The sequence below is a fragment of the Pseudomonas sp. NPDC087803 genome (genome assembly GCF_044742995.1).
Classification (GTDB): Bacteria; Pseudomonadota; Gammaproteobacteria; order Pseudomonadales; family Pseudomonadaceae; genus Aquipseudomonas.
On record NZ_JBIUVO010000033.1, the window covers coordinates 31,092 to 51,907 of the forward strand.

Sequence of the window (20,816 nt, forward strand, 5' to 3'; positions counted from 1 at the left end):
GCATGGCACTGGGTTTCACCCCGGCGGTAAGACTCTACGGGGCCCATTCGGCCCTGCTCAATCAACGCCTGATCAGTTGGGAACACATTGATGCAGCCGGTTTCGAGTCCGATCAGCTGACCTTGACGATTGATCTTGAAGGCCTCGAAGGGCTGCCGGACCTGGGCGGGAAAATCGGCCTGGAGGTCGGTTATCTGGAGTCGGGAATGGTTGATAAAGGCCAGTTCAAAGTGACACGCCTGACGCCGACGCTGTTCCCGTTTCGCCTGACGCTGGTGGCCACGGCGGCGCCGTTCAGCAAGGACGATGAGACGGGCTTCAAGCAACGCCGCACGGCCAGTCATGGCCCGACCACCTTGGGTGCGCTGTTTCGCAAGCTGGTGTCGAGCCATGGCTTTTCACCGCGTGTCGCGCCCGAGGTGGCCATGATCAGAATCGAGCATGTCGACCAGTCCAACGAAACCGATATGAGCTTTCTGACGCGCCTGGCGAAAAAGTACAACGCGGTAACCAAACCCTACAACGACGTGTACGTGCTGGCCCGTCCCGGCCAGACCAAATCGTTGTCGGGCCAGGTGCTGGCGGACGTGACATTGTCGGTGACCAGCAACAACCGTCCCGGCGATCACGCCTTTGTCAGCGCCACGCTGGAGGAGTCTGCCCGCGAGCAGACCAAGGGTTGCAAGACCTGTTTCTGGGATGGCGCCGCGGGTGTGTTGCGCTGGGTTGAAACGGGACTTGCGCCGTTCAAGACCTTGCGCCAGAAGCAACCCACTGAAGCCGATGCGATCGCCGTCGGCGAGGGCGAAGTGCGCAAGATGCTCCGGCAGAAGTACAAGGTGAAAATCACTTGTCCCGGCAATCCACGGCTGGCGGCCGAAGGTCTGGTGTTGCTCGACGATACCTGGCCGGACTTCATGCGTGGGCGCTGGTCGATCGAAAAAGTCACCGCCAGTGGCAATCGCGAGAACAGCTATCGCTGCGTGATCGATGCCGCGGGCCTCGACCCGAAAGCCGAAGCCAAGGACTGATTCCCCGCGTTGTCACTGCGATGAAGATCCCTGTGGGAGCGGGCTTGCCCGCGAAGAGGCCAGCCCGTTCAAAAGAGATGCCGGTTGATCCACCGCCATCGCTGGCAAGCCAGCTCCCACAGGTTTTGCAGTGTTCTGCAGACCGCTTTTCATTCAACTCTGGAACACCACCATGAAGATCACCCCGATCCTCACGCAACTGCGTGCGCAATGCCCAAGCCTTGCCAACCACATTGCGGTGGGTGTCGATCTGGCCTTGCTGCAAGGCAACGCCGATCTGCCGACACCCTCGGCCCATGTGCTGCCGCTGGCCGATCTGGCCAGCACCAGCACTGCACAAAACCTCACCGCGCAACCGATCCGTGACCGCTTTGAAATCGTCCTCGCGCTTGACGCCACGGACGGCACAAAAGCGCTGGATCTGTTGCACGACCTGCGCGCCGAACTGTGGCGCGCGCTGGTGGGGTTCAAGCCGGGCAGCGACTACAGCGCCATCGTCTACGACGGCGGCGAAATGGTCTCGATCAACAGCAGCCGTGCCTTCTATCGGCTGCGCTTTTTTGCCGAGTTCCAGCTTGGCCGCAATCTGCCCAGTCAGCCTGCGGAGAGTTGGCACGAACGTGAACTGGACGGTTTGTCGTCCTTTACCGGGGTCACCGTGCGGGTCGATGCGATCGACCCGGCCGACCCCAACCTGAAACACCCGGGCCCTGACGGGCGCGTGGAACTGACTTTCTCTGGAGACGTAACCCCATGAGCAATCGCATCACCGTACTGCCGGCCGCTGGCCGTGCCGTGCCTGACCCGGAAGCGGGCGATCTGCTGCCCAAGGAAGGCCGTGAAGTGCTGGACAGCGCCTGGTGGCGCCGACGTCTGGCCGACGGCGATATCACACTCAAAACCGCAAAAGCGGCTAAACCACAGGGAGCCAAATAATGGCGATCGGATTCAGCAACATCCCCGCGGACATTCGTGTACCGCTGTTCTATGCCGAAATGGACAACTCGGCCGCCAATAGCGCGAGCTCGACCATGCGCCGTTTGATCGTCGCTCAGGTCAACGACAACATCGCCCCGAGCGAAGTCGGCAAACTGGTGCTGGTCTCCAGCGTTGCGCTGGCAAAAAGCATCGGTGGTCAGGGCTCGATGCTCGCCTCGATGTACGAAACCTTCCGCAAGGCCGACCCGATCGGCGAGATCTGGTGCCTGCCGCTGCACAACGCTGAAGGCGCGATCGCCAAAGGCGTGCTGACCCTGACCGGCACCGCGACTCAGGCTGGCGTGCTCAACCTGTACGTCGCTGGTGTGCGGGTGCAGGCCACCGTGGTCAACGGTGCCACCGCTGCTCAGGCGGCCACTGCACTGGCGCAGAAAATCAACGCCACCGCCGATCTGCCGGTCAGCGCTGCGGCTGCCGAAGGTGTGGTCACCCTGAACGCCAAGTGGACCGGCGACAGCGGTAACGACATCAGCCTGCAGTTCAATCGCCTGGGCAAGAGCAACGGCGAAGAAACCCCGGCCGGCCTGACCACGGCGATCACCGCCATGACCGGCGGCGCCGGTGTGCCGGATCAAGTGGCTGCGGTTGCCGCACTGGGCGACGAGCCGTTCGAGTTCATCGCACTGCCATGGTCGGATCTGTCGACCCTCAACACCTGGCAAGCAGTGATGGATGACAGCACCGGTCGCTGGTCGTGGGCCAAGCAACTGTTCGGTCACGTCTACAGCGCCAAGCGCGGCACCGTCGGCACGCTGGTTGCTGCCGGCCAGGCACGTAACGATCAGCACATGACCATTCAGGCGCTGGAACCGGGCGTACCGCAACCGTTCTGGGTACAAGCTGCAGCACTGGCGGCGCGCACCGCGGTGTTCATCTCCGCCGACGCCAGCCGTCCGACCCAAAGCGGCAGCCTGCCGGGTGTCGATCCGGCACCGGCCAGCGAGCGTTTCACCCTGACCGAGCGTCAGTCGCTGCTCAACTACGGCATCGCGACTGCGTACTACGAAGGCGGTTACGTGCGCATCCAGCGTTCGATCACCACCTACCAGAAGAACGCTTACGGTCAGGCCGACAACTCCTACCTGGACAGCGAAACCATGCACCAGTCGGCGTTCATCGTGCGTCGTCTGCAAAGCGTGATCACCAGCAAATACGGTCGCCACAAACTGGCCTCCGATGGCACCCGTTTCGGCGCCGGCCAGCCGATCGTCACTCCGGCGACCATTCGCGGCGAGCTGATCGCCCAGTACGCGAAGCTGGAACTGGAAGGCCACGTGGAGAACGCCGAGCTGTTCGCCGAGCACCTGATCGTCGAGCGCGACGTGCAGGACCCGAGCCGCGTGAACGTGCTGTTCCCGCCGGATTACATCAACGGTCTGCGCGTGTTCGCACTGCTCAACCAATTCCGTCTGCAATACGACGACGCGGCCTGATAAGCGCGTTTGGCCGTAAGCATTCAGCCCACTCCGGTGGGCTTTTTTATTTGAAGGGAGTAACACCATGGGTCAAGTGATTGCAGGCACCTGCTACGTCAAAGTCGACGGTGCACAACTGACTATCAACGGCGGCTGCGAAGCCCCGCTGATGGCCGTCAAACGCGAAACCGTCGTGCCGGGTTTCTACAAGGAAACCGATGTCGCGCCGTCGTTCAAAGTGACCGCGCTGCACACCGCCGACTTCCCGCTGAAGAAGCTGATCGAAGGCACCGACATCACCGTCACCTGCGAATTCAGCAACGGCAAAGTCTACGTGCTGGCCGGTGCCTATCTGGTCGAAGAACCGGTTTCCAAGGGCGATGACGCCACCATCGAACTGAAATTCGAAGGCATCAAGGGGACCTGGCAATGAGCGGCGCCGTGAAGCTTCAGGTTGCGATCGAAGCTCACGGCGAGCCCCTGACCGAACTCGTCCTGCGCCGCCCGACGGTGCAGGAAGTGCGAGCGATCAAGGCGCTGCCGTACAAGATCGACAAGAGCGAAGAAGTCAGCCTCGACATGGACGTGGCGGCCAAATACATCGCCGTGTGCGCCGGTATTCCACCGTCGTCGGTCAACCAGCTCGATCTGGCTGACCTCAACGCGCTGAGCTGGGCCGTTGCGAGTTTTTTCATGAGTGCGGCGTCGGAGCCATCACCGACCTGATCGCAGTCGCCTATGACCTGGCCTGGTTCTGGAAGGTTGACCCCGAACAGATGATGGCCAGGCCACTGGATGTGCTCCGCGAATCGCTGGAGCACGCGCAACGGATCAATGCGATGCAGCAGGTGCAGTGATGGCGAATACAAATTTGAGCCTGATCCCGCAGAACTTTCCCGTCACGGTCAACATGCTCGTGGTGCTCAAGGGCGCCGAGAAAATGGAGACCGAGATGAAGGGGCTGCGCGGTAAGGTCGCAGCATTCAAGAAAAGCATGGAAGACAGCGGCCTCGAGCCGCTGGACGTGGCCGGTTTCATTGCCGAAGGTGGTTTGCTCAAGCCGTTTCAGGACGGCATCAAAAAAGCCATCGAAGCGCAGGATGCGCTGGCGAAGAAAGCCAGGGCACTCAAGGGTCTTAAAGTGCCGAAGGTGGTGCAGGGGGAAACCTCGGCCAACCTGGAAAAATTCAACAAGGCGCTGGATAACATCTCGCTGAAAATCGGTCAGGCGTTATTGCCGGCGGTCAATGGAATCGTCACGGCATTGACGCCGGTGATGACTTCGATTGGTCAGTTCGTTGCGAACAACCCATACCTCGTCGAGGGACTTGCAGCAGCGGCGGTGGCGTTCACGGTGGTGACAGTCGGGGCGATGGGGCTGGTCGCGGTGCTGGGGATTCTGACCTCACCCATCGGGCTGATTGCGGCGACCATCGCGGCAGCGGTGGCCATCATCGTGATTGGCGCACGGTTGATTACCAATAACTGGGCGTCGATTTCCGGATTCTTCGGCAGGATGTGGGACTACGTTTCGACGAAATTCAAGGCTGGAGTTGCGGCGACCACGCAGGCAATCGAATCGATGGGCGCATCGATCAGCAAAACGTGGGGAGAGATCAGCGCGGAATTTTTTGCCGGCGTCGACAGCGTCGTCAATATTTACAACGGCTTGGTCTCGAAAGCGCAGGCAGGCACTGACAAGCTCGCGGCGGCCTTCGACTTCTCGCCGAGTGAGCTGTGGAATAAGGCGTTGGCGAAAGCCAGCAGCGTTGTCAGTGATTTCTTCGCCAGCACGATGGCGGATGCACAAGCAGGCATCGACAAACTCAGTGCGAAGTTCGCTTTCTCACCGCGTGAGGTGTGGAACAAGGCATTGGCGAAAGCAACGAGCGTCGTCAGTGATTTCTTCACCAGCACGATGGCGGATGCGCAAGCGGGTATCGACAAGCTCAGGGCGAAATTCGATTTCTCGCCGGGTGAAGTGATGAGCAAGGCTTTTGCAACCGCGAGCAATGTCGTCAGTGATTTCTTCGCTGGCGCACAGGCCAAAGCTGCTACCGGTGTGGAAGCGCTCAAGGCGAAGTTCAACTGGTCGCCGGTGCAGACGATTACTGGCGCCTGGGGTTCGCTGAACAATGCGTTTGGCAATCTTGTTGGCGGTGTTGCAGGTAACGCCGCAGCGCAGTGGGAGCAGGTCAGATCGATCTTCACGCAATCGCCGGTGGCGATGATTGAATCGGCTTGGCAACCCGTGGCCGGCGTTTTTTCGGCGCTTTGGGATGTCCTGAGGGCATCAATGGCCGCGTTGCAGGACAACCTGCGCAGCGTGTTCGACGTGTTGCCGGTGGAGTCGGCAACGGCGGCCTGGAACGGCGTGACCGGCTATTTCACCGGTTTGTGGGCGTCGTTGACCACGGATGCACAGGTGGTGAAGAGCGTCTTTGGCGATCTGTTCAGCCAGTCGCCGCTGGAGTCGATCCAGCAGAAATGGCAGCCAGTGCTGACCTGGTTCGGTGAGATGTGGACCAAGCTGCAAGGCATCTTCGGGCAGGTCAAAGAACTGCTCGGTGGCAATTTCACCGCTATCTTCGCAACCCTTACCGGTACCAGCACGGCGGCACCTGCCGGCGGCGCGGCACTGAACAGCACGTTACCGCAATCCTCCAGCGCCCTGATCCAGCAAAGCGCCGCCAACAACCGCACGCAACTCGAAGGCGGCCTGACCGTGCGCTTCGAAAATGCCCCGGCGGGGCTGCGTACCGATCAACCGCAAACCAATCAACCGGGCCTGGCGCTGTCTTCGCGCATCGGCTATCGCTCGCTGTCGGCAGGAGGTTCCAATGAACTGGCGTGACCGTTTGTTGCCGGCATCGTTTCGCGGTGTCGGGTTCTGGATCGACCAGGCGAAAACCCCGGTCGGCCGCAAAGGTCAGTTGCACGAGTATCCGCAACGCGACCTGCCGTATTTCGAGGATCTCGGCCAGCAGGCCAAGACCCACGACATCACGGCGTTCATCATCGGTGCCGATTGCCTCGAGCAGCGCGACAAGTTACTCAAGGCACTCGAGGCCGGCAGCGGCGAGCTGGTGCACCCTTGGCTGGGACGCCTGCAAGTCAAGGTCGGCGAATGCGACATGACCCACACCCGCCAGGACGGCGGGTTGGTGACGTTCAGTCTGAAGTTCTATCCCGACCGGCCGTTGCCGTTTCCGACCGCCACGGTCAGTACGCAAAAAGTTCTGTTGGCCAAGGCTGACACTTTGTTGGGTTCTGCGGTGGCGCGCTTCGAGCAGGCGATGACGTTGATCAAGGCTGCGCGGATCGGCATTGCCAATCTGCGCAACAGCCTGACCGGGGTCTATGAGGTGATCAAGGAACAGCTCAAACCGCTGATCGAGCAGTACAAGCAAATCACTGAACTGGTCAAAGCCGTGAAGGAATTGCCCAAGGAAGTGGCGGCGGAGTTCAAGGGCCTGCTCGGCGATATCAAGGAGCTCAAGGAATTCGCGAAGGAGGGCTACCGTGGCGTGATTGCCGACGTGTCCCAACAACTCGAAGCCATCCGCAAGGCCGATGCACCGAAGATCACCACCGGCAAGGACACCAACGCGGCGGCGCAAGCCATGGCTGATCTGGTGCAGGACACCATGCTGGTGAAAGTGGCGCAGTGGGTCGCGTCGATGCCGGTGGCGACTCCGGCGGTGAAGCTGTCGTCGACACCTTCGGTGGCGCATCAGGCGGATCAACCGGTGACTCGTCAGGAGGTGCCGGTGACCGACGAAATGAAAGCGCTGCAGAAGGCGGTCGGGGTGGCAATTGACCCGATGCTGGACAAGGCCGATCCCAAACATCACCAGGCAATCAACGATGTGAAGGAAGCGCTGATTGCGCATCTCAAGGCAGTGGCGTCATCCGGTGTGCGACAGGTCACCAAATCGTTCCAGGAAAGCCTGCCCGCGCTGGTTGTGGCTTACAAGCAATTTGCCGATGCCACACGGGTGACTCAAGTGACGCAGAGCAACGCGATGAACCATCCGGGCTTTTCACCCAACGACGTGAAAGTGTCCAGGGAGTGAGCCATGAGCGAGATGGATAACCATGTCACGCTGACCGTCAACAACATGGAATACGGCGGCTGGAAAAGCGTGGAAATCACGGCTGATCTGGAGCGCCAGTTCCGCACCTTCAAACTCGATATCACCTGGCAGTGGCCGGGGCAGACGGTGGATCAACGGATCAAACCGGGTGACCCGTGCGAAGTGAAAATCGGCCAGGATCTGGTGCTCACCGGCTACGTGTTCAAGGCCCCGATCAGTTACGACGGACGCCAGATCAGCCTGAGCATCGAGGGCAGTTCCAAGACTCAGGATCTGGTCGATTGCGCAGCCACCAACCGGCCGAACCAATGGCAAGAGCAACCGCTGCTGAGCATCGTCCAGGCTCTGGCGGCGGAATACTCGCTGTACGTGGTCAACGAAATTCCCGAGACCGCGCGGCTCGCCAAACACACCATCGTGCCGGGCGAAACAGTGTTCCAGTCGATTGATCGTCTGCTCTCGCTGTTCCGGGTGTTTTCCACTGATGACGAGCAAGGCCGGCTGGTGCTGGCCAAGCCCGGCAGCGGTGGTCGGGCCAGTGACGCGCTGGAGTTGGGCAAGAACATTCTGTCGGCGAACGCGCCGATGGATCAGAGCCAGGTGTTTTCTGAATACCGAGTGATCGGTCAGCAGAAAGGCTCGGACAAGAAGAGCGGGGCGGCCGTCAGCGAGGTTCAATCCAGCGCGGCTGATCTGAGCTTCAAACGCCGACGCACCACGATCATCAACGAGGGCACCGCACTGACGTTCGAGTTGGCCCAGCAACGCGCCCAATGGGAAAGCGCCACCCGCATGGGCCGGGCGCAGACCACTACCTATCAGGTACAGGGCTGGCGCCAGTCCAATGGCGATCTGTGGCGCCACAACACGCTGGTCAAGGTCAAGGACCCGGTGCTCGGGTTCGATGGCGACATGTTGATTTCCAAAGTCACCTATTCGCTGTCGGCGCAAGGCTCGGTAACCACGCTGCAAGTGGCGCCACCGCATACCTTCGATCCTGATCCCATGCCTCCGAAAAAAACCTGAGCCTGACACCGACCCCCTGTGGGAGCGGGCTTGCTCGCGAAAGCGTCAGCAGCTCCAACATCCCATTGACTGACCCACCGCTTTCGCGAGCAAGCCCGCTCCCACATGTTGTCCGTGTCGGGTCTGCTCCCTGAGGACAATTCATGAGCCTACTGACACGCCTGCTGGCGCGCGGCACTGTCGTGCTCGCCAATTCGGCATCCAAGCTGCAATCGCTGCAAATGCGCCTCACCGCCGGCGAGGTGAACGACGACATGGAGCATTTTGAACCCTACGGTTTCACCAGCAACCCGCTGGCCGGTGCCGAAGGCATCGTCACGTTTCTCGGCGGCGACCGTTCTCACGCCATCGCCCTGGTGGTCGCCGACCGCCGTTATCGCCTGCAGGCGCTGGCCTCGGGCGAAGTGGCGATCTACACCGACGAGGGCGACAAGATTCACTTCAAGCGCGGGCGGATCATCGACATCGAAACCGCCACCCTGAACATCCGCGCCAGCAGCGCGGTGAATTTCGACACGCCAGTAATCAACCAGACCGGCAAGATCGTCTCCACCGGCGATCAACTCGCCGGCGGCATCAGCCAGATCAAACACGTGCATGTCGGCGTGCAGGCCGGCAGCGGCCAGACCGGTGCGCCGGCAGGAGGCAAATGATGCTTGTCAGCCAGAACCTCCACGCCGCACTGACCCGCGCTGTGCTCATCAGCCTGTTCACCTGGCGCCGCGCCGCCGATGACGACGCCCTCGACGACGAGGAGCGCTTCGGCTGGTGGGGCGACAGCTTTCCAACCGTTGCCGACGATCGCATCGGTTCGCGGCTGTGGCTGTTGCGCCGGGTCAAGCTGACCCGACAGACCCAGATGGACGCCGAGTTCTATGCCCGCGAAGCCCTGCAATGGCTGATCGACGACGGCCACTGCAGCGCCATCGACATCATCAGCGAACGCCTCGACGCCCAGCGCCTGAACCTGCGCACGGTCCTGACCCTGGCCGACGGCGAACGTCTGGACATCAACCCCGATAACAGTTGGCAGGTGATCTATGCCGTTTGAAACCCCTTCGCTGCCGGTGCTGATCAAGCGCACCCAAAGCGACCTGGCCGGCGATTCGCTGCGCCAGTCCGATGCGCAAGTGCTGGCCCGCACCCTCGGTGGTGCCGCTTATGGTCTGTACGGTTATCTCGACTGGATTGCCGAGCAGATCCTGCCGGACAAGGCCGATGAGTCGACCCTGGAGCGCATCGCCGCGCTGCGCCTGAATCAGCCGCGCAAACCGGCGCAAGTGGCGACCGGAAGCGTCAGCTTCACCGCGACCGCAGGCGCCGTGCTTGACGTCGACACGCTGCTGCAAGCGAGCGATGGTCGTACCTATAAAGTCACCGCTTCACGCACCACCACCAATGGCAACAACAGCACCACCATCGCGGCGCTGGATGCCGGCAACCTGGGCAATGCCGACGCCGGTCTGGCGCTGAACCCGGTGCAGCCGATCGCCGGTGTGGTCGGCAACAGCTTTGTGGTGCTAGCGCCCGGCCTCAGTGGCGGCGTGGCGCGGGAAAGCCTGGAGTCGCTGCGCTCGCGGGTGATCCGCTCCTATCGCGTGATCCCCCACGGCGGTTCGGCCAGCGACTACGAGACCTGGGCGCTGGAGGTGCCGGGCGTGACGCGCGCCTGGTGTCGTGGCGGCCTGCTCGGGCCGGGCACGGTGACGGTGTTCATCATGCGTGATGAAGATCCGCAACCGGTGCCCAACGATGAGCAACTGGCGGAGGTTCAGGAGTACATCGAACCGCTGCGTCCTGTGACGGCGGAAGTGCATGTACAGCGGCCGATTCAGGTGCCGGTGGTGTATCGCTTCAAGAGCGTCAATCCGGACACCAGTGCCGTGCGCGCCGCCGTTGAAGCGCAGTTGCGCGACCTGCACAACCGCGAGGCCGATCTGGGTGTGCCGTTGCTGATCAGCCATATCCGCGAAGCCATCAGCAGCGCCGGCGGTGAGTACGATCACACGCTGACCGCGCCGGCCGCTGACGTGCCTGCCGGGCAAAGCGAACTGCTGACCTTCGGAGGCTGCGTATGGGGGGCATAAGAACCGCCGCGCAATACCAGGCGCAGCTGCGCGCGTTGCTGCCCAGCGGCCCGGCGTGGGACCCGGAACGCGTCCCGGAACTTGAGGAAGTGCTGCAAGGCGTGGCCGTCGAACTGGCCCGCCTCGACGCCCGCGCCGCCGACCTGCTCAACGAAATGGACCCGGCGGGCGTCAGCGAACTGGTGCCGGACTGGGAGCGGGTGATGGAGCTGCCCGACCCGTGCCTGGGCGCCACGCCACTGTTCGACGACCGCCGCCTCGCCGTACGCCGCCGTTTGCTCGCGGTCGGCAGCCAGGCCGTCGGTTACTACCTCGACATCGCCAAAAGCCAAGGCTACCCCAACGCCAGCATCACCGAACACGAAGCCCCACGCATGGGCCGCGCGCGTTTCGGCGCAGCGCACTGGGGCACTTGGGAGGCGCAGTTCATGTGGACGCTCAACACCGGCGGCCGCCTGCTGCTCGGTCGGCGCTACGGCGCGAGCTACTGGGGCGAGCGCTTCGGCGTGAATCCGGGCTCGGCGCTCGAATGCCTGATCCACCGCAGTGCACCGGCGCATACCAAGGTGCACATCAATTATGACTAGGGAGGAATGAGGGATGGATTATCCGAAGAGTGTGCCCAGCGCCGGTCTGGTGAATGGCAAGTTTGTCGATGAAAACCCGCTGACCGGGACACCGGGATCGCTGATTCCGGCGGACTGGGGCAATGGAGTTACGCAGGAAATTCTCAACGTGATCAAGGCCGGGGATCTGACTCCGGACGAGAAGACGTACGATCAGTTGTTGCAGGCGATTCAGTCGGTGACAGCCAAGGGGTGGAATCAGGATCTGGCGTTGCCGCTGTCGGCGTTGCCTTTGCCAACGGTTGCCACGGCGGATGCGCGATTACCCATTACTCCTGCAGCCGGATCTGTCAATGGCGGTCGAGTGTCGGTGCCGGCGGGTATTTACATCAGCATTGGCCAGGAAGTGGTGGCCGGTCAGTTGGGGCGTTCGCGTACGTTCACGACTCAGACCTGGAGCAGTGCAGACCTTTTGCCTAGCTCCAACTACTTCCTGCGTGCGCAGGTAGTGGGCGGTGTCCTGAGTTTTTATACCCAGCGCGGGACGATCTTTGACGTGGCGCCCGATTCTCTGAAAGGAACGGCCAACGGTGCTGCCGGCGGCGGTTTCCAGAGCTCGGTGCTGGATATGTGCCTGGCCTGGGTGGTCACCGGCGCGCCGGGCTCCGTGCCGACGGTGCGTGCGATTTACAACCGCGCACGCTTGACCTGGACTCAGACCGTCAACGGCACGGGGGCGGTGTTTCTGCCGCTGGACCCGCATGCCCGTGCCGCGCGGCTGGTGGTGGGCAATCCGACGCCTTCGTCAACGGCCGTTACCAGCGTCGCGTTTCCGGCGACCGGTTGGGCGGGTGGCAACTACAGCTACCTGTCACCCGTTTCAACTGGCGTTTCCAATAATGCGGGAGGCTGGAACCCAGCCACTCAGCAACCGTGCGTGATCTTCACCAACAACATTCTCTACGACGTCACAGTCTCGACGCTGACCGCCAGTTTTGATCATGCCAATTTGCGCTCGCTCTGGCAGTCCTATCAGGCCGAGCACAATCTGGGGCAATCCAATGCCGACAGTGATGAACTGCTGTTCAGCATGGGTATCAAGAGCCATCCGTTGACAGACTACAGCGTTGGCATCGCGATCAATTTCGGCGACGCCGTGAACGTCCAATTGCAGTGGGAGCTGATTCGATGATCGTCATTCAGGAACTCCATCAGATTGACGGCGAATTGCGTCCTGCGCAGCCGTCGGTCGCCCATGACTGGAACGGCGAACAGTGGGTCGTCAATCCGGAAAAAGTCGCGCAACTGGAACAGCAGGAGGCTGAACGACTATGCGCCAGGGTTGATGCGACCGCCGACAGCGCGCGCATCGCACTCGCCGGCGACCCGCTGAAAGCCATGGAATACGCCCAGGCTGCTGCCGACGCCCAGGCCTATCAGGACGCTGGTTACCCGAAAAAAGAAGTGCCATTGTCAGTCGCTGCGTGGGTGGTCAAAGGTCGCACTGCCAAACAGGCTGCCGAGCAGATACTGAGCAAAGCCGACCAGCTCACCGATCACTTGCTGACTTTGCGCACCTTGCGCCTGAAGGCCAAAAACCAGATCCGTGCGCACGCAGCCAAAGGCAATCTCGATCTGGCGCGCAGTGCTGGCAATGAAGCTTTGGCGGTGATTCGCGAACTGGTCAGCCGCCAGACTCTCTAGTCGCAACGCTTTCCTGCTGCATCACCCAAGCCCACTTCACCGTGGGCTTTTTATTTTCAGAAAACAGACCGCCGCAGGCTCGCACTCGCGATCGCTGCGACGCGGTTCATTTGTTATTTCAGAGGAATGAAAGACCTATGGATTATCCAAAAAGCGTCCCCAGCGTCGGCCTGGTCGATGGCCGCTTTGTCGATGAAAACCCGGTGGCAGGAACCCCGGGTTCGTTGATTCCGGCGGTGTGGGGTAACAGCGTAACCGAAGAGCTGTTGTCCGTGATCAAGGCGGCCGGAATGACCCCGGCTGAAGGAACCAACAATCAGTTGTTGTCGGCGTTGCAAAAGCTCCTGAGCCTGGCCAGTCCGATGTCTTCGCGGGTCACTGAAGTTTCGACATCAAAAGTCCTGGCACCGGAGGAAGCCGGGCTGGTTCTGATCAGCGCCAGTACAGCGGATACCACGATCAATCTGCCGGCCGTCAGTACGTTGTCCGGCATTCGCGACTTCATCGTTCGTCGTGTCGACAACAGCAGTAAACGCCTGGTGGTGCAAGCTTCCGGCAATGACCGGATCAGGTTTCACACGCACTTGTCGGCAAACGGCTATCCGTTTCTGGCGTTGATAGGGGCGGGAGACTGGTGGCACCTGCGCAGTGACGGCACTGGTAACTGGTGGCCGGTCGGTCGGTTCGACGCGACACCTTTGGGCCGGATCGTATTCGAGACCTCGACAGCCGCGAACCCCGGCGGCTACGGCGCGTTGGATGGCCGGGAAATGCTGCGTTCCGAATGGCCTTGGCTCTGGGATCACGCCGTGCAGTCCGGCATGTTGCGCGCAGAAGCTGCGCGGGCCGGCGGCTGGAGCAGCGGTGACGGGGTCAAGACATTTCGAGGCCCGGAGGTCCGTGGCGAATTTATCCGGGTGCTCGATGAACAGCGCAACATCGATACGGCGCGGGTCGCCGGGTCCTGGCAGTCCGGCACCAACATCACCGGTGACAACGGTAATGCTCCAGCGGTGCAGGGGATTGGTGATCTGGCGACGGTTGGCGTCGACCCGACATCGTTCGCCGGTCTTTCCTATTGGTCGGCTGCGGCGTTTGCCGAAAATCTGGTCAGTGGCTACTGGGGTATGACTCGCCCGCGAAATGTCGCCTATCCAGCTCGCATAAAACTCATCTGATGCCGGTGCCTCCGGCCCCTTGCAATAGCAAATGGAAGTGAACAATGCCTTATTACTATGTCGATGAAATGACGCGAGAAATTACCGGTCCATTCGAACCCATGCTCGTTCCCGGGATAGGTGTGCAAATACCCGGCAACGCAATCGAACTTCCGCAACCGCTGCCGGCCGTCGAGTCTGGTTATGCGTGGGTGTGGCGTGATGGGCAAGCGGCGCAACTGCTCGATTTACGTGAGCGTTTGGTGTTTCGCAAGGACAATGGTCTCTCGTTCTATTGGACCGAGTTCGGCCCATTGCCTGATCACCTGACTGTCACGCCTCGCCCCAACGAATATTACATCTGGAAGGATGAAGGCTGGGTTCTGGATGCCGATGCCGAACGTGCGGGGCAGGCTGCCCAGGCGGACATCGAGCGCGATAATCGTCTGCGCACCGTGGTGATTCGCGTCGCGCCGCTGCAATACGCTTACGAGCTGGGCGAGGTAGCCAGTGAACAATTGACCGCATTGCAAGCCTGGAAGCGTTATGCATTGAACTTGGCGCGGATCGACCTGCAACCGGGTTACCCGGCAATCATCGAATGGCCGATCGCGCCGGAACAGAGCGTTGTTTCGCCAGCGATATAACTCGTCATTTCACTGAAAACATTGCAGATGGCCTTTTGCTGCAGGCGTTCGGCTGTCTGTAAAAACTGGAGGGTTATGACATGGACTATCCAAAAAGTATTCCCGGCGTTGGCCTGGTCAACGGCGGCTTCGTAGATGAAAACCCGATCGCCGGTTCACCGGGATCGTTGATCCCGGCCGCGTGGGGCAACAGCGTCACGCAGGAAATTCTCAACGCGATCAAGGCTGCCGGGCTGACGCCTGATGAAGCCAGAACCGACCAGTTGGCCACGGCCATCGGTGCGCTGGTCGACTTCAGCAAACTGAAAAACACCCCGACCACGTTGGCCGGCTACGGCATCACCGATGCGGTGGGGCGATTGCTGGCGGTGCGGCAGATCGAGACGGTCGGGATCACGGTTTACAAGCCCAACCCCAGGGCCAAACGGATTCGCGTGCGGTTGGTGGGGGCGGGTGGTTCGGGTGGTGGGTGTACGCCTGTGCCGGCGACTAATCAAATCTTTGGTGGCGGCGGAGGTTCCGGTGCCTATGCCGAAAGCCTATATGACGTGACGGCGCAAATGCTCGTCGGTGTGCCGGTTTCTCTGGGCGCGGGTGGCGCTGTCAGCAACACCACAGGTTTTGCGGGCGGCGGCGCTTCTTTTGGCTCTTACATGAGTGTATCGGGCGGCGGCGGCGGGCAAATCCTTGCTGTCGTGGCTACTGGCGTTTTCTCTGGATTTATTCAGGGTGGGGTAGGCGGAACGATCACTGGCGGCAACCTTTGCAGCGCCCGTGGTAGTCCCGGTGGGTATGGAATGACCAATAGCAATTGGGGATTGCTCTCTGGTTGCGGAGCTGCGAGTCCGTTCGATGGTGGGGCCCCATTCACCGGCTCGAATACGGTTGGCAACGCCGGCGTCCGAGGATCGGGTGGCAGCGGTTCCTGCTCGGTCAACCCTTCAGCCTCAGTTGTTAGTGGCGCTGGCGGCAACGCATTTTGTGAAATCTGGGAGTACGAGTAATGGCCCGTTACGCACGAGTGGAAAATGGTGTCGTAGTCGAGCTGATCGACACCGGCGACTACGCAATCACCCAACTGTTTGCCCCCGCTTTCGTCGAGTCGATGGTGCAAGTGCCGGAGGGTATGCAGATCGAAATCGGCGCGCCCATCGGCGAACTGCGCCAGGAGATTACGCCGTTGCCTGTAACCAGCAGTCCGGTCGTTTCCCCTGAAACAGTCCCCGATGAGCAAGAGCCTCTGGCGGTAGCGCGCCTCTGGCGCCAGTCCAGCCTGTCTACCACCGAATGGTGGGTTACGCGACATCGTGACGAGCAGGAACTGGGACGTGGGACGACGCTCAAGGCTGCGCAGTATCTGGAGTTGTTGGAGTACCGCCAGGCGCTGCGCGACTGGCCGGATTCAAGTCATTTTCCTTCGACAGTTTCCCGGCCTTTGGCCCCTGAGTGGCTCGCCATTGATGTTGGCTAACGCCGTCAAGTTGCATGTGTTTTCAGATCAGGAGATGAGTAATGGATTATCCAAAAAGTATTCCCAGTGCAGGCCTGGTGGACGGCAAGTTTGTCGATGAGGATCCGGTTGCGGGTAAACCAGGATCGTTGATTCCAGCGAGTTGGGGGAACGGCGTCACGCAGGAATTACTGAAGGTCATCCAGGCTGCCGGTCTTACACCTACAGAGTCTGACAATGATCAGTTGCTGCGGGCTTTACGCAGTAACAAGTTATTTGTCACTGCGCCGCAATTCGACAGTGGCAAGTCGGTTGCAACGACTGAATTCGTAACCCGAGCAGGTTTGCAGTTTTCCGGTTTCATGTCCTATGGAGCGGGCACAGTTCTGAGTGCTGCCAATGTAGGTGGAGTCGCCAGTTTTGCGAGTAACTCGCCGATTACGGCGACGTTGCCTTCAATCAACGGAATTGCCCACGCCAGCACCCTTCACGTGATCAATGCGGGCACCGGTATTTTGACGATCAGTCCGGCAGCCAATGAACAGATCGAAACCTGTAATGGCACATTCGGACCGCTGAAGCTGGATCTTGGTGATTCGGCTTATCTGATCAAGCTGAGCAATCAGTGGCGATTGTATGGAGGGTCGGTCAGCGACAGGTACGCCACAGCGCATTCCGGTGTTGTAGGCAACGTTGGTTATCAACGCTATCCCAGCGGTAACATCGACCAGTGGGGGGTTGGCACCACGGATGCCAAAGGCGACATTAATGTCAGCTTTCCTATCTCTTTTCCTAACGCGTTTTCCTCGATCGTGGCCATCCACTCAGGGGGCGACGGCGCGATGGTTGTCATGTACTCCAATTCTGCGACGAAGCAGGGCTGCCGGTTGAAGGTCCGAAGCTACACCGGTGACGTCAGTGCGAACTGGGGTGTTTTTTACCTTGCGAAGGGCTACTGAATGAATCCGTTCAATGTTTTGTTCAGCGCCAGTACCCGGGGCGCATATGTACCGGGTATCAATTCGACGGACATTCCCGACGACGTAATCGAAATTCCCCAGGGCTACTGGATTTCACTGCTGCAGCAAATGGCTGTCAGCCCGAAAGTGATCGGCGTGCGAGCGGATAACGGCTTTCCGATCCTGGTCGATCCACCGCCACCTTCACCGGATGAAGCGGCTGATATCGAGCGCTCATGGCGCACCGCGCAGCTGGCCGCCACCGACGGTCTGGTAGCACGTGACCGCGATGAACTCGAGGACGGTGGCGGCACTACATTGACCACCGAGCAATACGCCGAACTGCAAACCTATCGCCGTGAGTTGCGAGACTGGCCGCAAGGTTCGTTTTTTCCCTTCAACGAGCATCGGCCGGTAGCGCCGAGGTGGCTGGCTGCTGCGCTGTAACTCATCAGGGAAATTGAAATGGATTATCCAAAAAGCGTTCCCAGCGTCGGGCTGGTGAACGGCAAGTTCGCCAATGAAGACGCCGTCGCCGGCCTGCCCGGATCGCTGATCCCGGCAACCTGGGGCAACAGCGTCACCGATGAACTGTTGAATGTTGTCAAATCTGCGGGTCTTGAACCCAGCGAAACCGATGCGACGCAACTGTTGCAGGCGCTGAAAAAAATCAGTCAGGCCGGGGAAGACAAGCATGCTGCAGACATCGGGGCGGCCAATCTGTACATGGCCAACTACGTGCCCGCCATCGTCACGTTGAAGGACGGTCTGGCGCTGCGCTTTACCGCGGGCAATGCCAATACCGGGGCGAGTACGTTTGCGCCGAACGGGTTGCTGCCCAAGCCGCTGGTGAGCCTGGCGCTGAGTGCGTTGCGGCCTGCCGAGATTGTCGCCGGCAGTGTGTGTTCGGTGGTGTACAGCGCGGCGCTGGACAGTTGGGTGCTGGTGTATGCCAGCGGTGGCGGTGCGGCGAGTGGACGGTTATTGGGAGTGAAGACGTTTGCCTCGTCCGGTACATATGTGCCGACGGTGGGTATGAAGAATGTGTTGGTCAAGGTAGTGGGTGGTGGTGGCGGGAGTGCGGGGGTTGCAGCTACGAGCGCAAACGAAACTTCGCTTGCGGGGGGAGGGGCCTCGGGCAGTTATGTTGAGTCATGGATTTCATCGGTGCTTATTGGAAGCAGTCAGGTCATCACGGTAGGCGTCGGTGGCACAGCGGGAGCCATTGGCGTGAGCGGCGGGCCTGGTGGAACAAGTTCTGTCGGCTCTCTGGTGTCCGCTCCTGGGGGGAACGGATCATCCCGTTTTGAAACGATTGCGGTTGCCGGCTTCGGTCTATTCGTGGGAGGTACGCCAGGCATCAACGCAACCGGAGGCAACATCATCAACAGCAGTGGAGCTGCGGGAAGCCCGGGAATCAATGTCAATGGTTCAATTCTAGCGGGTCATGGCGGGAGTTCACCGCTGGGCAGTGGTGGCGCTGGTAGAGGCGCTGGTTCGGGTGCAGCTTCGGGCAGCGGCTATGGCTCCGGTGCTGGTGGTATCGCCAATGGCCCCAGCCAGCCAGGTCATCCGGGCGGAGCAGGAGCGCCGGGCATTGTGATCATCTACGAGTACGCCTGATGAAAACCTACGCACGCATCGTCAACAACACCGTGGTCGAACTGTTCTCGACTGACGGCAACATGGCCGAAATGTTCCACCCGGATCTGATCTGGGTCGAGATCACCGACATTACTCCGCTACCGCAAATCGACTGGAACGCCAATTTCGGCACCCTCGGCTGGGTGTTCACGGCCCCCGAAGTCGCGGCACCGAACAACACCCTGACAACTCTGGCAAAAAAATGGCTGGGGGCCGTTGTCCGTCAACCATGATTCAATCGGAGCATCCAGGGAGGATTACGCATCATGCAAATAACTGAAGACAACCTTAAAACCATCATGCCCAACGCCCGCTCCCAAGCGGGCGTTTTTGTTTCTGCACTGAATAACGCAATGACTCGCCGCCATATCGACTCGCCAAAACGCATCGCTGCGTTCCTCGCGCAAATCGGCCACGAGTCGGGGCAGTTGCAGTACGTGCGCGAACTGGGCAACAACCAGTATCTGAGCAAATACGACACCGGCACGCTGGCGTTACGTCTGGGCAACACGCCCGAGGCCGATGGTGACGGACAGAAGTACCGTGGTCGCGGGCTGATCCAGATCACCGGGCGTAACAACTATCGCCAGTGCAGTCTCGGGCTGTTCGGCGACGAGCGCCTGCTGTCCTTGCCGGAATTGCTCGAACAGCCGCAATGGGCGGCCGAATCCGCAGCATGGTTCTGGGAACAGAACGGCTTGAACGATCTGGCCGACCGCGATCAGTTCAACAGCATCACCCGCCGAATCAACGGCGGGTTGAACGGTTTGCAGGATCGCCTCGATATCTGGGCGCGGGCGAGGGCGGTGCTATGTCCATCTCCTGGCGCCTGATCGGCATATTGTTACTGGCTGCGGCAACCGCCGGGCTGGCCTGGCAATTTCAGGACTGGCGCTACGGGCGACAACTGGCCGAACAGTCGCGGCAGCACGCCGACACCCTCAACCAACTGACCGCAGCCGCCGCCACCGCGCAGCAGGCCGAGCAGGACAAGCGTCTGGCGCTCGAGCAACGGCTCGCAGCCAGTGAACAAACCCACTACCGAGCCATGAGCGATGCCCAACGTGATCAGGATCGCCTGCGCGATCGTCTTGCCACTGCTGATTTGCGCCTGTCAGTCCTCATCGACGCCGGCGACGCTGCCCAAGGCTGCGGGGTGCCCGCCGCCACCGGCCCCGGCGGCGTGGATCATGCAACCGTACGCGCCCGACTTGACCCGGCGCATGCTCAACGAATTATCGCCATCACCGCCACCGGCGACCGCGGACTGATTGCCTTGCAGGCCTGTCAGGCCTATGTCAGAGCGCTGGCGCCCGAACATTTTGAATGAGTCTGTGTATTGAAAGCGCAACCGGGTCGTGTACGGTGATAGTCATTCCACCCGATCCGGAGCGCACCGTGAAAGAGATCACTCAACTGGCTGCCGAGCTTGGCCGACGTTTGCAGTTGCTCAACGCCCACGTCACCACGGCCGAATCCTGTACCGGTGGCGGGATTGCTGAGGCAATCACGCGGATTCCCGGGAGCTCAGCGTGGTTCGAGGCCGGTTACGTGACCTACTCCAACCGGCAGAAGACTCAGCAACTGAATGTGCCCGCCGAATTGTTCGGCACGGTGGGCGCGGTCAGTCGCGAAGTCGTCGAGTTTATGGTGCGGGGGGCGCAGAAGCACAGCCTGGCGCGGTTTGCCGTGGCAGTCAGCGGCGTGGCCGGCCCCGACGGCGGTACACCGAACAAACCGGTGGGCACCGTGTGGCTGGCCTGGGGTGTGGGCGACGTGGTTTCCAGCGAGGTTCAGCACTTCTCCGGCAACCGCGATGAAGTGCGCCGACAAACGGTGAAGGCCGCGCTAGAGGGGCTGCTGCGACTAGCGGCACGAGAAATCGAAAATCAGGGGTAGGCGATCCGCGAACGCTGTGGAATAATACTGGCTACTTATACAGGTGTTGGCCGTCAGGCCTTATTGATTAGTTGTGGAGTTTAATGGTCTTAAATAATTTGAAAGAATTTGATGTGGTATTGGGTCTTATGGTTG

The 20,816-nt window shown here is 60.7% G+C and carries 26 protein-coding genes; all 26 read left to right on the plus strand.

Going from position 1 to position 20,816, the window contains the following annotated elements:
* Nucleotides 1-2: 2 nt before the first annotated feature.
* Nucleotides 3-1,031 carry a phage late control D family protein gene (locus ACIOUG_RS16870; protein WP_401067087.1) on the plus strand — a complete coding sequence of 343 codons (1,029 nt, stop codon included), beginning with the start codon at nt 3-5 and terminating at the stop codon, nt 1,029-1,031.
* 172 nt (nt 1,032-1,203) lie between these two features.
* Nucleotides 1,204-1,788, plus strand: a complete 585-nt coding sequence (locus ACIOUG_RS16875; RefSeq protein WP_401067089.1) for a hypothetical protein — start codon at nt 1,204-1,206, stop codon at nt 1,786-1,788.
* Nucleotides 1,785-1,967 (plus strand): DUF2635 domain-containing protein, encoded by a 183-nt coding sequence (locus tag ACIOUG_RS16880; RefSeq protein WP_041072263.1) that lies wholly within the window; start codon nt 1,785-1,787, stop codon nt 1,965-1,967. Before ACIOUG_RS16875 ends, ACIOUG_RS16880 begins: the two co-directional genes overlap by 4 nt.
* Nucleotides 1,967-3,463, plus strand: a complete 1,497-nt coding sequence (locus ACIOUG_RS16885; RefSeq protein ID WP_401067090.1) for a phage tail sheath subtilisin-like domain-containing protein — start codon at nt 1,967-1,969, stop codon at nt 3,461-3,463. The genes ACIOUG_RS16880 and ACIOUG_RS16885 overlap by 1 nt, the downstream gene beginning before the upstream one ends.
* A 67-nt stretch (nt 3,464-3,530) precedes the next feature.
* Entirely contained in the window at nt 3,531-3,878 is a 348-nt protein-coding gene (locus ACIOUG_RS16890) for a phage tail tube protein (protein WP_007964335.1), read from the plus strand.
* A complete protein-coding gene (locus tag ACIOUG_RS16895; protein ID WP_003222226.1) occupies nt 3,875-4,171 on the plus strand; it encodes a phage tail assembly protein in 297 nt (98 codons plus the stop codon). The genes ACIOUG_RS16890 and ACIOUG_RS16895 overlap by 4 nt, the downstream gene beginning before the upstream one ends.
* A 130-nt stretch (nt 4,172-4,301) precedes the next feature.
* Nucleotides 4,302-6,299 (plus strand): hypothetical protein, encoded by a 1,998-nt coding sequence (locus ACIOUG_RS16900; protein WP_401067092.1) that lies wholly within the window; start codon nt 4,302-4,304, stop codon nt 6,297-6,299.
* On the plus strand, nt 6,286-7,521 hold the full coding sequence (locus tag ACIOUG_RS16905; RefSeq protein WP_401067093.1) for a DNA circularization protein: 1,236 nt from the start codon (nt 6,286-6,288) through the stop codon (nt 7,519-7,521). Before ACIOUG_RS16900 ends, ACIOUG_RS16905 begins: the two co-directional genes overlap by 14 nt.
* 3 nt (nt 7,522-7,524) lie before the next feature.
* A complete protein-coding gene (locus ACIOUG_RS16910) occupies nt 7,525-8,568 on the plus strand; it encodes a phage baseplate assembly protein (protein WP_401067095.1) in 1,044 nt (347 codons plus the stop codon).
* Nucleotides 8,569-8,711: 143 nt separating this feature from the next.
* Nucleotides 8,712-9,221, plus strand: coding sequence for a phage baseplate assembly protein V (locus ACIOUG_RS16915; RefSeq protein WP_338800945.1), 510 nt, complete (start codon nt 8,712-8,714; stop codon nt 9,219-9,221).
* Nucleotides 9,221-9,619 (plus strand): phage GP46 family protein, encoded by a 399-nt coding sequence (locus ACIOUG_RS16920; protein ID WP_007964342.1) that lies wholly within the window; start codon nt 9,221-9,223, stop codon nt 9,617-9,619. The genes ACIOUG_RS16915 and ACIOUG_RS16920 overlap by 1 nt, the downstream gene beginning before the upstream one ends.
* Entirely contained in the window at nt 9,609-10,655 is a 1,047-nt protein-coding gene (locus ACIOUG_RS16925; RefSeq protein ID WP_401067097.1) for a baseplate J/gp47 family protein, read from the plus strand. Before ACIOUG_RS16920 ends, ACIOUG_RS16925 begins: the two co-directional genes overlap by 11 nt.
* Nucleotides 10,643-11,242, plus strand: coding sequence for a YmfQ family protein (locus ACIOUG_RS16930; protein ID WP_003222238.1), 600 nt, complete (start codon nt 10,643-10,645; stop codon nt 11,240-11,242). Before ACIOUG_RS16925 ends, ACIOUG_RS16930 begins: the two co-directional genes overlap by 13 nt.
* 13 nt (nt 11,243-11,255) lie before the next feature.
* Nucleotides 11,256-12,413 (plus strand): phage tail protein, encoded by a 1,158-nt coding sequence (locus ACIOUG_RS16935; protein WP_401067099.1) that lies wholly within the window; start codon nt 11,256-11,258, stop codon nt 12,411-12,413.
* Entirely contained in the window at nt 12,410-12,925 is a 516-nt protein-coding gene (locus ACIOUG_RS16940; RefSeq protein WP_401067101.1) for a phage tail protein, read from the plus strand. The genes ACIOUG_RS16935 and ACIOUG_RS16940 overlap by 4 nt, the downstream gene beginning before the upstream one ends.
* A gap of 137 nt (nt 12,926-13,062) precedes the next feature.
* The gene (locus ACIOUG_RS16945) at nt 13,063-14,103 is read left to right on the plus strand and encodes a phage tail protein (RefSeq protein ID WP_226500509.1); all 1,041 of its coding nucleotides are present in this window, start codon (nt 13,063-13,065) and stop codon (nt 14,101-14,103) included.
* Between the two features lie 44 nt (nt 14,104-14,147).
* Nucleotides 14,148-14,729: a tail fiber assembly protein gene (locus ACIOUG_RS16950; protein ID WP_401067103.1), complete on the plus strand. Its 582-nt coding sequence runs from the start codon at nt 14,148-14,150 to the stop codon at nt 14,727-14,729.
* A gap of 80 nt (nt 14,730-14,809) precedes the next feature.
* Nucleotides 14,810-15,733 (plus strand): hypothetical protein, encoded by a 924-nt coding sequence (locus ACIOUG_RS16955; RefSeq protein ID WP_401067104.1) that lies wholly within the window; start codon nt 14,810-14,812, stop codon nt 15,731-15,733.
* On the plus strand, nt 15,733-16,200 hold the full coding sequence (locus tag ACIOUG_RS16960) for a phage tail assembly chaperone (RefSeq protein WP_401067106.1): 468 nt from the start codon (nt 15,733-15,735) through the stop codon (nt 16,198-16,200). Before ACIOUG_RS16955 ends, ACIOUG_RS16960 begins: the two co-directional genes overlap by 1 nt.
* A gap of 41 nt (nt 16,201-16,241) precedes the next feature.
* Nucleotides 16,242-17,138, plus strand: coding sequence for a phage tail protein (locus tag ACIOUG_RS16965; RefSeq protein WP_401067108.1), 897 nt, complete (start codon nt 16,242-16,244; stop codon nt 17,136-17,138).
* Nucleotides 17,139-17,585: a phage tail assembly chaperone gene (locus ACIOUG_RS16970; protein WP_401067109.1), complete on the plus strand. Its 447-nt coding sequence runs from the start codon at nt 17,139-17,141 to the stop codon at nt 17,583-17,585.
* A gap of 18 nt (nt 17,586-17,603) precedes the next feature.
* Nucleotides 17,604-18,761 (plus strand): hypothetical protein, encoded by a 1,158-nt coding sequence (locus ACIOUG_RS16975; RefSeq protein WP_401067111.1) that lies wholly within the window; start codon nt 17,604-17,606, stop codon nt 18,759-18,761.
* Nucleotides 18,761-19,015 (plus strand): hypothetical protein, encoded by a 255-nt coding sequence (locus ACIOUG_RS16980; RefSeq protein ID WP_401067113.1) that lies wholly within the window; start codon nt 18,761-18,763, stop codon nt 19,013-19,015. Before ACIOUG_RS16975 ends, ACIOUG_RS16980 begins: the two co-directional genes overlap by 1 nt.
* Nucleotides 19,016-19,048: 33 nt before the next feature.
* The gene (locus tag ACIOUG_RS16985) at nt 19,049-19,615 is read left to right on the plus strand and encodes a glycoside hydrolase family 19 protein (RefSeq protein ID WP_401067114.1); all 567 of its coding nucleotides are present in this window, start codon (nt 19,049-19,051) and stop codon (nt 19,613-19,615) included.
* Complete coding sequence (locus ACIOUG_RS16990; RefSeq protein ID WP_401067116.1) at nt 19,594-20,112, plus strand: lysis system i-spanin subunit Rz; 519 nt, start codon at nt 19,594-19,596, stop codon at nt 20,110-20,112. Before ACIOUG_RS16985 ends, ACIOUG_RS16990 begins: the two co-directional genes overlap by 22 nt.
* A gap of 68 nt (nt 20,113-20,180) precedes the next feature.
* Entirely contained in the window at nt 20,181-20,681 is a 501-nt protein-coding gene (locus ACIOUG_RS16995; RefSeq protein WP_401067118.1) for a CinA family protein, read from the plus strand.
* The last annotated feature ends 135 nt before the right edge of the window (nt 20,682-20,816 follow it).

Excerpts from the sequence above, each read along its gene's own strand:
- ACIOUG_RS16870 (WP_401067087.1), top strand. The coding sequence starts at position 3 with ATGGCACTGGGTTTCACCCCGGCGGTAAGACTCTACGGGGCCCATTCG.
- ACIOUG_RS16875 (WP_401067089.1), top strand. The coding sequence starts at position 1,204 with ATGAAGATCACCCCGATCCTCACGCAACTGCGTGCGCAATGCCCAAGC.
- ACIOUG_RS16880 (WP_041072263.1), top strand. The coding sequence starts at position 1,785 with ATGAGCAATCGCATCACCGTACTGCCGGCCGCTGGCCGTGCCGTGCCT.
- ACIOUG_RS16885 (WP_401067090.1), top strand. The coding sequence starts at position 1,967 with ATGGCGATCGGATTCAGCAACATCCCCGCGGACATTCGTGTACCGCTG.
- ACIOUG_RS16890 (WP_007964335.1), top strand. The coding sequence starts at position 3,531 with ATGGGTCAAGTGATTGCAGGCACCTGCTACGTCAAAGTCGACGGTGCA.
- ACIOUG_RS16895 (WP_003222226.1), top strand. The coding sequence starts at position 3,875 with ATGAGCGGCGCCGTGAAGCTTCAGGTTGCGATCGAAGCTCACGGCGAG.
- ACIOUG_RS16900 (WP_401067092.1), top strand. The coding sequence starts at position 4,302 with ATGGCGAATACAAATTTGAGCCTGATCCCGCAGAACTTTCCCGTCACG.
- ACIOUG_RS16905 (WP_401067093.1), top strand. The coding sequence starts at position 6,286 with ATGAACTGGCGTGACCGTTTGTTGCCGGCATCGTTTCGCGGTGTCGGG.
- ACIOUG_RS16910 (WP_401067095.1), top strand. The coding sequence starts at position 7,525 with ATGAGCGAGATGGATAACCATGTCACGCTGACCGTCAACAACATGGAA.
- ACIOUG_RS16915 (WP_338800945.1), top strand. The coding sequence starts at position 8,712 with ATGAGCCTACTGACACGCCTGCTGGCGCGCGGCACTGTCGTGCTCGCC.
- ACIOUG_RS16920 (WP_007964342.1), top strand. The coding sequence starts at position 9,221 with ATGCTTGTCAGCCAGAACCTCCACGCCGCACTGACCCGCGCTGTGCTC.
- ACIOUG_RS16925 (WP_401067097.1), top strand. The coding sequence starts at position 9,609 with ATGCCGTTTGAAACCCCTTCGCTGCCGGTGCTGATCAAGCGCACCCAA.
- ACIOUG_RS16930 (WP_003222238.1), top strand. The coding sequence starts at position 10,643 with ATGGGGGGCATAAGAACCGCCGCGCAATACCAGGCGCAGCTGCGCGCG.
- ACIOUG_RS16935 (WP_401067099.1), top strand. The coding sequence starts at position 11,256 with ATGGATTATCCGAAGAGTGTGCCCAGCGCCGGTCTGGTGAATGGCAAG.
- ACIOUG_RS16940 (WP_401067101.1), top strand. The coding sequence starts at position 12,410 with ATGATCGTCATTCAGGAACTCCATCAGATTGACGGCGAATTGCGTCCT.
- ACIOUG_RS16945 (WP_226500509.1), top strand. The coding sequence starts at position 13,063 with ATGGATTATCCAAAAAGCGTCCCCAGCGTCGGCCTGGTCGATGGCCGC.
- ACIOUG_RS16950 (WP_401067103.1), top strand. The coding sequence starts at position 14,148 with ATGCCTTATTACTATGTCGATGAAATGACGCGAGAAATTACCGGTCCA.
- ACIOUG_RS16955 (WP_401067104.1), top strand. The coding sequence starts at position 14,810 with ATGGACTATCCAAAAAGTATTCCCGGCGTTGGCCTGGTCAACGGCGGC.
- ACIOUG_RS16960 (WP_401067106.1), top strand. The coding sequence starts at position 15,733 with ATGGCCCGTTACGCACGAGTGGAAAATGGTGTCGTAGTCGAGCTGATC.
- ACIOUG_RS16965 (WP_401067108.1), top strand. The coding sequence starts at position 16,242 with ATGGATTATCCAAAAAGTATTCCCAGTGCAGGCCTGGTGGACGGCAAG.
- ACIOUG_RS16970 (WP_401067109.1), top strand. The coding sequence starts at position 17,139 with ATGAATCCGTTCAATGTTTTGTTCAGCGCCAGTACCCGGGGCGCATAT.
- ACIOUG_RS16975 (WP_401067111.1), top strand. The coding sequence starts at position 17,604 with ATGGATTATCCAAAAAGCGTTCCCAGCGTCGGGCTGGTGAACGGCAAG.
- ACIOUG_RS16980 (WP_401067113.1), top strand. The coding sequence starts at position 18,761 with ATGAAAACCTACGCACGCATCGTCAACAACACCGTGGTCGAACTGTTC.
- ACIOUG_RS16985 (WP_401067114.1), top strand. The coding sequence starts at position 19,049 with ATGCAAATAACTGAAGACAACCTTAAAACCATCATGCCCAACGCCCGC.
- ACIOUG_RS16990 (WP_401067116.1), top strand. The coding sequence starts at position 19,594 with ATGTCCATCTCCTGGCGCCTGATCGGCATATTGTTACTGGCTGCGGCA.